We start from the raw sequence: 7383 nt of genomic DNA, 5'->3' as shown, positions 1-7383 counted from the left end.
AGGGTTGGAGTCGGGGGCAGCGCGGCGACAGCGCCCGTGCCGCCTTTGGGACGTGGGGGCGGGGCGAGCGGGGCGACGGGGGCACCCGGGACTTTGGGGGACTCGAGCGGGGTGACGTTGCGGTCCAGGTCCGTGCTGGTTTCGGGGCGCTCGAAACCGGGGGGAGTTCCTGGCCTCTTGAACTCGGACATGGGGCCAGCCTACCTCACTCTCCGGTTTTTCTCCCCTTCCCTCCCGGGGTGGCGGTACACCCCCCCGCATGAGCGGGAAGGTAACCCGGATTGTGCACTGCGTGGGCGCCGCTTACAGTTGCCTCGTGTAGCTCCCTTGAGCGGAGGACCCAGTATGCCTGCTGCGCTCGAAGAGCTCGCCCCACCTGTCATCATCGGCCGCTCGAGCTCACACTTTACGCGCGTCACGCGGGTATTCGCCGCGGAGATGCGCATCGACTACTCCTTTCGAGTGGTGCGCGATCTCATGTCCTCCGATCCGGGAGACTACGGCGGCAACCCCGCGCTCAGAATACCGACCTTGCAGACGCCCCGAGGTGTCTGGTTCGGTGCTCTCAATATCTGTCGCGAGCTCTGGCGGCGGTCGAGTCTCAGACCCCGCGTGGTATGGCCTGAGGACCTCGACGAACCGTTGCTTGCCAATGCGCAGGAACTCGTTCTTCAGGCCATGTCGACGGAAGTGACGCTCATCATGGCTCAGCTGGCCGACGCCCGCGACAGGAGTGCTCACCAGACCAAGATGCGAACCGGGCTGGTCAACATGATGTCGTGGCTGGAGGAGAACGCGAGGTCCGTGCTCGCCGCACTCCCGCCGCATCGGGACCTGAGCTATCTGGAGGTCACGCTCTTCTGCCTGGTTACTCATCTGGAGTTTCGGGACGTCTTGCCGACTGCCTCCTATTCTGAGCTGAATCAGTTCTGTCAGCAGTTCGCAACGCGAGCTTCCATCGGCGAGACCCCGTATCGCTTCGATACGTGACGGTCGACAAGACATCGTCCGCTCCCATCGAAAGTGGCTGGAAGACAGGACGAACGAGGCGCTGTCGTTCGCGCCCGGGGAGCAGGCGGTTCCGTTCGCCCGCTCCCTTTCGGGAGTGCTACCTTTGGAGGCATGAGCTTCTTCCAGGATCCGCCCCGCCTCGGGAACCAGTACGACGACGACGCCCTCCTGCAGAGCTACCTTGCCCGCCGGCTCCCCGAGGAGCTGCGGCGCTCCGTGACGGAAGAGTTACGGGAGCTGGGAGAGCTGAGCGGGAAGTACTTCTACGAGTTCCAGCTGCGGGATCGGCTGAACGAGCCGGTGCTGACGCAGTGGGACGCGTGGGGTCGGCGGGTGGATCAGATCGAGGTGACACCGCTGTGGAAGGAGGCGGAGGCGCTGTCGGCGCGGCGGGGCCTGGTGGCGGTGGCGTACGAGCAGAAGAGCGCCGAGCTGAGCCGGGTGCACCAGTTCGCGTTGAACTACGTGGTGCAGCCTTCACTGGACGTGTACTCGTGCCCCCTGGCGATGACGGACGGTGCGGCACGGACGCTGCTGGCGTTGGGGAACAAGGAGCTGATCGACCGGGCTCTGCCCCGGCTGACGTCTCGGGATCCGGCGACGTTCTGGACGTCGGGCCAGTGGATGACCGAGCGGACGGGCGGCTCGGACGTTGGGCTGACGCAGACGGCGGCGCGGCAATCGCCGGAGGGCTGGCGGCTATACGGGACGAAGTGGTTCACGTCGGCGACGACGGCGCAGATGGCGCTGACGCTGGCCCGGCCGGAGGGGAACGGGCCGGGGGGCAAGGGGCTGGCGCTGTTCTTCGTGGAGACGCGCAAGGCGGACGGGATGCTGAACGGCATCCTGATCAACCGGCTGAAGGACAAGCTGGGGACGCGGAAGGTGCCGACGGCGGAGCTGACGCTGGATGGGACGCTGGCGGTGCCAGTGGTTGGGCTGGCGGACGGCATCAAGAACATGGCGTGGATGCTGAATGTGACGCGGACATGGAACGCGATGGGGTGCGCGTGGGCGATGCGGCGGGCGCTGGCCTTGTCGAAGGACTACGCGGCGCGGCGGGTGCAGTTCGGGGCGAAGCTGGCGGAGAAGCCGCTGCACGTGGACACGCTGGCGGGGATGGAGGCGGAGTTCGAGGGAGCGTTCCTGATGGCGTTCCGAGCGGCGGAGCTGCTGGGGAAGATGGAGGCGAAGGTGGCGACCGAGGAGGAGCTGCTGCTGCAGCGCCTGGTGACGCCGCTGGCGAAGCTGACGACGGGCAAGCAGGCAGTGGCGGCGACGTCGGAGGCGGTGGAGGGCTTCGGGGGCGCGGGGTACATCGAGGACACGGGGCTGCCGCGGCTGCTGGCAGACGCGCAGGTGATGAGCATCTGGGAGGGCACGACGAACGTGCTCTCGCTGGACGCGCTGCGAGCGCTGGCGAAGGAAGGGACGCTGGACGTGTTCCACACGGACGTGGAGCGACGGCTGGCAACAGCGAAGGAGTCGGGGCTGAAGCCGTGCGTGAAGGCAGCGGAGGACGCTCTGGAGCATGCTCGGAGCTGGGTGGCTGGAGCGCTGGCGAACCCGGTAGGACTGGAGGCGGGAGCGCGCCGCTTCTCACTGACGCTGGGACGGACGCTGGAACTGTCGATGCTGGTGGAGCACGCGCAGTGGTGCCTGGATCACGGCCACGGGCCGAAGGTGCTGGCAGCGGCCCGGCGGTTCACACGCCACGGAGTGGACCTGATCACAGACATGGACCTGGACGACTCGCGGCTGTTGGCATGAGACCGAGGAGAGATGCCAGAGTGAATCAGCCCTGTTCCTCCTGCCCAAGAACTCGACGCAAACCGGGATGCTCGCCACCTTCGGGCCCATAAAACACGACCCACACAACCAGGTCCTCCGTGAAGTCCACGAAGCGGTGCACCACTCCGGCTGATACGAACAGGAAGTCCCCTGGGCCGAACCGGTCGCTCCGGTCACCGCACACGAAGGTCCCCTGCCCTTTTCGCGCCTGGCACCCGCGCCAGCGCCTCCTGCAAGCTCACTCTCATGGCGTCCCTCCGTGCTGACTCCGCGCCAGCCTGTACACGGACCCTACATCAAGGGCGTGATATGGCTTGAGCACCCCTTCAGGAGGAGCGCCTGTATGAGCGGGGAGCCAGAAGACGGCGCTCTACGTGCTCTTCGAGCCGCGCCGCTTCCTGACGTCACTTGACCAGATCACAGCGGCGCTCTATCCCGCCTGAGGCTCCGCCGGCTCCTCGGCCGACATCAAGTGCCTGTACCGATTGCGGTCGACGCCCTCGCGCTCCAGCTCAGTTCCGAGCGGTTCAGATGCTCGCGCAGCAGCGCGTTGACTCGCGCTGGCTGCTGCAAGGTCACTCCGTGGGAGCCGTCAGGGATCTCGACGTATCGAGCACCTGGGATGCCCGCAGCCAGCTCACGCCCCCCGACGGGAGGCGCGACGCGATCGTACGTGGCGCTCACGACCAGGGTCGGGATGCTCGCGAACTCGCGGAGGAACGGCGTGGCGTCCGCGCGCCGCATCGCCCCCACCTGTCGCATCGCCACCGGCGGCTGATCCGCGAGATCGTGGCTGAACAGCTCCGCCAGCCGCTCAGCCCATGCGTCCGGATCGGCGCGGGCCAGCTCATCGGGAGGCAGCACTATCTCGAGGAACGCCCGGCGCCGCATGCGGCGCGTGCCGAGCCGAGTCCGAAGCCCCGCCATGATCACCCAGGGCGTCAGCCGCGTGGGGATTGCCCCCGACGGGAAGGTGCACAGCAGCCCCAGGCTCCGCACGCGGGCTCGGGCCTTCTGCGCGACGTACAGCGCCACGAGTCCCCCCAGCGAGTGCCCCACCACGTGCGCGCTCTGCCAGCCCTGGACGTCCATCAGCGCGAGCACGTCCTCCGCCATGACCTCGACGGTCAGTGTCCTACCCAGAGGCTGGCTCTCCCCGAACCCGCGGTTGTCGAGGCCCAGGCAGCGGAAATGCGCCGACAGCGCCTCGACCTGGGGGCGCCACCCCGCCGCGCCGATGCCGACGCCGTGGACCATCACCACCGGCGGCCCGTCCCCTTCAACGAACCAGCTCAGCGAGCAGCCACGATGCAGCGTGCTCTGGCGGGTGTACGGAGTGGCCATGCGACCTCCAAGAGGGCCAGCGCTTCCATCCGAGCCGACGCCAGGACACTCGGCATCCTTCTCGACAGATACAGACTCGCAGATGCTGCGGCAAACGCCAGAGCCGCCGCCGGACGCGGTCTCCCCGAAGCTGTCTACCTGTCATACAGGTTCGCGCTCGGCTCTCCGACAGGGCCCCAGTTCGAACTACCGCTGCTTCTTCGAGGTACGCGGTTGTGCCCGCACCATGAAGGGCGAGTAGCACGCCCCCCTCCACTCGTAATCCTCTTCTTCACAGGGAGGAGAGGCGTCTTGAAACCGGCGCCAACACCCCCCGTTGATCTCGAACAGCCCGCTCCCCCGGCAGGGAGGACGCCGCTGGCCAGGGAGCGGCTTGTCAGGAAGTTCCTTCGCAATGACCTGGCCTTCCGACGCCACGGGTGCCCCCTCTTCAGAGGCCGCAAGCGCAGTGCGCACGCCGTCGCCGAGCCCTCTCGTTCCACCGTCCAGCGCCACTCCCGCATCCGAGGCTTCAGCCTGCGTCCTCTCGGGCCCTCCTCCGTGGGACACGTGAGCCATCCCCCAGGTACCCACCACCGCCAGGCCCCACTTGGCGGCCACGAGCATAGACCGCAATGCCCAGGGCGGGGACGGGTCTTCAGCGCGTGTGCGGACTGGCACGGCTACGGCCTCCGCAACGGGGGGCTCCGGGTCACCCATCGAAACAACCCGGCCTGGCATGGCTACGGCCGCAGGGCGCTCCGAACCCAGGAGCCGAACATCCGCCTCGGCCCCCAGATGCTCCGCCGCGGACTCCGCCGCCTCTGCTATCTCGCGCCCCACCCCTCGGGCCTCAGGCTGCTCCGCCAACAATCGCTCGATGAGGGCCGCGAGCTCCGGCAGTACTCGCCCATTGAGTTCCTGCGCGGGCACCCGCTTGGGCACAGGCGACTGAAGCCGCTCCTGGCGCTTCTCGGGATCCGTCCCAGGCGGTGGATACTCTCCGGTCACCAGCCGGTACAACGTCACTCCCAGCGCGTAGAGATCGTCCGCCGGGCGGGCCTCGTAACGAGCCTCCTTCTTGCGCCAGTTTCCCCACTCGAAGCGCAGCGCCTCGGGGCTGCGGTAGGGTCGCGTGTTCGGCGGCATGACGCGATCAGTGAGGGGAGGCGCTCCTCTCCAGGTGCCCGAGCCGAAGTCCGTGAGCACCGCCCGCCCCTCAGGCTCCACGAGAATATTGTCCCCCTTCACATCCCGATGCAGGCAATCGGCGCGGTGCACCACCTCCAAGGCCCACGCGATCTGCGCCACCCCCTTCAACACCTGGCGCGTGGTGGGATTGTGCTCCCGTGCCCAGTCATACAGCGGCTTGCCTCGCACCCACTCCATGACCAGATATGGGTGCATGGCCTCGGGCCCCGCATGCCACCAGCCCCGGTCCAGCAGCTGCGGCAGCGACGGGTGATGGAGGCGAGAGAGCAACTTCTCCTCGCGCACAAAGCGCGGATCGTAGGGAAAGACGGCCATCTTGAGCGCTACGGGCATGGAGCCGGGGTGTCCCGCCCGGCGGGCGCGGTACACCGCCCCATAGGTGCCATGGCCGGCATAGGCCTCGATGCGCCAGGGCCCTACCAAGAACCCGGGTCTGAGCGAGTCGGCGGTGGAGAGATCCGTCATCGGCATGCCTCGGCGTGCTGAGGCGGACGACTCCGCCCCTGCGCATCCTACCCAATGAGTAGGCACCCGTCATGCCGCTCTTACAGGTAGGTTGTGAGACCGAGGCTGCGGCGGCCTCCCCAAACCTGTCTACCTGTCATACAGGTTCGCGCCCAGCTCTCCCGACAGAGCCCCGGCTCGCATCTCCGTCCACCGGCCGCATGGGGGTTCGCCCCTGGCACCTAGGCCAGACTGGCGGCAACCAGCGCAAGCCGCAGAGAGAGCAGATCCACCTCGCGGATGAAGCGGGTCATAGGAGAACACGATCAAGTGGAGGCCACTCCAGCTACGCCGAAGTTGGCGCCGGTTGCCTCCGCCGCGAGAGCAGCGCCTGAGCCACCAGCAGCACCAGGCCCGCCACCAGCGCTGTGGGGCCGAACCAGTCCCCCCATGCCACCATCAACGTACTGACACGCTCCGTCGGCGGGACCGTCATCACTACCCCTGCTCGCTGGCCTGTCTGCACCTCCCGAACGATCTCTCCCGTCGGGCTGATGAAGGCCGAGATGCCCGAGTTCGTTGCCCGTACCTGCGGCAGCCGCATCTCGATGCTCCGGAATGCCGCCAGCGTCAGGTGCAGCCTGGGCCCCGCCGACCTCCCGAACCATGAGTCGTTCGAGATCGTCACGATCAGCTCCGCGCCCTTGCGCACCGCCTCGGCCACATAGCCCGGGAAGATGGCCTCGTAGCAGATGAGTGGAGCCACTTTCAGAACCCTCCCCCCTCGCAGCGGGAAGTCCAACGACACCGGCCCAGGCCCGCGCTTCCACGTCCCCAGCCACGGCAGCAGCCCGCGCACGAAGGGCGTGTCCAGAGACTCCGGGACCCACTCCGTCAGCGGGAACAGCAGCGTCTTGCGGTACACCCCCAGCTCCAGCCGCTTCTCCTCCGCATCACCCACCGGCCCCAGGAACATCGCCGCGTTGAACTCGCGATCCTGCTCCAGATCATACGAGCCGAAGATGATCGGCATCTGGTTCTCGCCGACGAACTGCGCGAGCTCCTGATCGAACTCCTCCCCCTCCTGGCTCTTCGGTGAGCCGAACGTCGTCGGGTACACCGTCTCCGGCCAGACGATCAGATCCGGCTTCGGCTCCTTCATCAGCTCGCGGGACAGCTCGTAGTGCGTGTCCAGGATCATCCGCACCGCGTCGTACGTCCCCAGCTCCTCTCTCAGCCGCGCGTAGTCCGTGATGTTCGCCTGCACCACGCCCACGGTGAGCCCCGGCCCCGACTGCGTCAGTGCACTCACCTGCTGATACCGGAAGGCCCCGTACCCGGTGAGCCCGGCCACGAGCGCCACCAGCACCCCCACAGGCGTCCGCAGCGTCCTCACTCCAGGCCACTTCCAGCCCTGCGCCGCGAACATCCTCACCGCCGCCAGCAGGCACTCGCTGCCCAGGAAGAGGAGCACCGTGAGGCCGTGAGCCCCTGCGATGTCCGCGCCCTGTCGCTGCCACACGGAGCTGTAGAGCCCCTGGCCCAGCGTGTCCGCGAACAGCTTCGGCCACGCCCACTCCGTGCCCACGTACACCAGCGCCC

Annotated in this window: 5 protein-coding genes and 1 pseudogene; 2 read left to right on the top strand and 4 right to left on the bottom strand. The window is 67.6% G+C overall.

Going from position 1 to position 7383, the window contains the following annotated elements; translation table 11 throughout:
• Positions 1-191: pseudogene (locus VD972_RS15145) on the bottom strand (ATPase); the annotation flags it as partial.
• A 154-nt stretch (positions 192-345) separates the two neighbouring features.
• On the opposite strand from VD972_RS15145, the gene VD972_RS15140 reads away from it, so the two are divergent.
• Positions 346-990 (top strand): glutathione S-transferase N-terminal domain-containing protein, encoded by a 645-nt coding sequence (locus tag VD972_RS15140; protein WP_324987311.1) that lies wholly within the window; start codon positions 346-348, stop codon positions 988-990.
• 132 nt (positions 991-1122) lie between these two features.
• Complete coding sequence (locus VD972_RS15135; RefSeq protein ID WP_324987308.1) at positions 1123-2781, top strand: acyl-CoA dehydrogenase family protein; 1659 nt, start codon at positions 1123-1125, stop codon at positions 2779-2781.
• 489 nt (positions 2782-3270) lie between these two features.
• On the opposite strand, the gene VD972_RS15130 is transcribed toward VD972_RS15135, so the two are convergent.
• The 3 genes from VD972_RS15130 to lnt form a co-directional block, all read right to left on the bottom strand.
• Positions 3271-4146 (bottom strand): alpha/beta fold hydrolase, encoded by an 876-nt coding sequence (locus VD972_RS15130; protein ID WP_324987305.1) that lies wholly within the window; start codon positions 4144-4146, stop codon positions 3271-3273.
• Between the two features lie 186 nt (positions 4147-4332).
• Positions 4333-5802, bottom strand: coding sequence for a protein kinase domain-containing protein (locus tag VD972_RS15125; RefSeq protein ID WP_324987302.1), 1470 nt, complete (start codon positions 5800-5802; stop codon positions 4333-4335).
• Between the two features lie 325 nt (positions 5803-6127).
• The coding region (gene lnt, locus VD972_RS15120) for an apolipoprotein N-acyltransferase (protein WP_324987299.1) at positions 6128-7383 on the bottom strand (1256 nt) is incomplete at its 5' end.

The sequence above is a fragment of the Hyalangium sp. genome, from assembly GCF_035629615.1.
In the GTDB taxonomy this organism is placed as follows: Bacteria; Myxococcota; Myxococcia; order Myxococcales; family Myxococcaceae; genus Hyalangium.
This window is presented reverse-complemented; position numbering and strand designations above follow the sequence as displayed.

Coding starts and splice junctions, on each gene's coding strand:
- VD972_RS15140 (WP_324987311.1), top strand. CDS start 346: ATGCCTGCTGCGCTCGAAGAGCTCGCCCCACCTGTCATCATCGGCCGC.
- VD972_RS15135 (WP_324987308.1), top strand. CDS start 1,123: ATGAGCTTCTTCCAGGATCCGCCCCGCCTCGGGAACCAGTACGACGAC.
- VD972_RS15130 (WP_324987305.1), bottom strand. CDS start 4,146: ATGGCCACTCCGTACACCCGCCAGAGCACGCTGCATCGTGGCTGCTCG.
- VD972_RS15125 (WP_324987302.1), bottom strand. CDS start 5,802: ATGACGGATCTCTCCACCGCCGACTCGCTCAGACCCGGGTTCTTGGTA.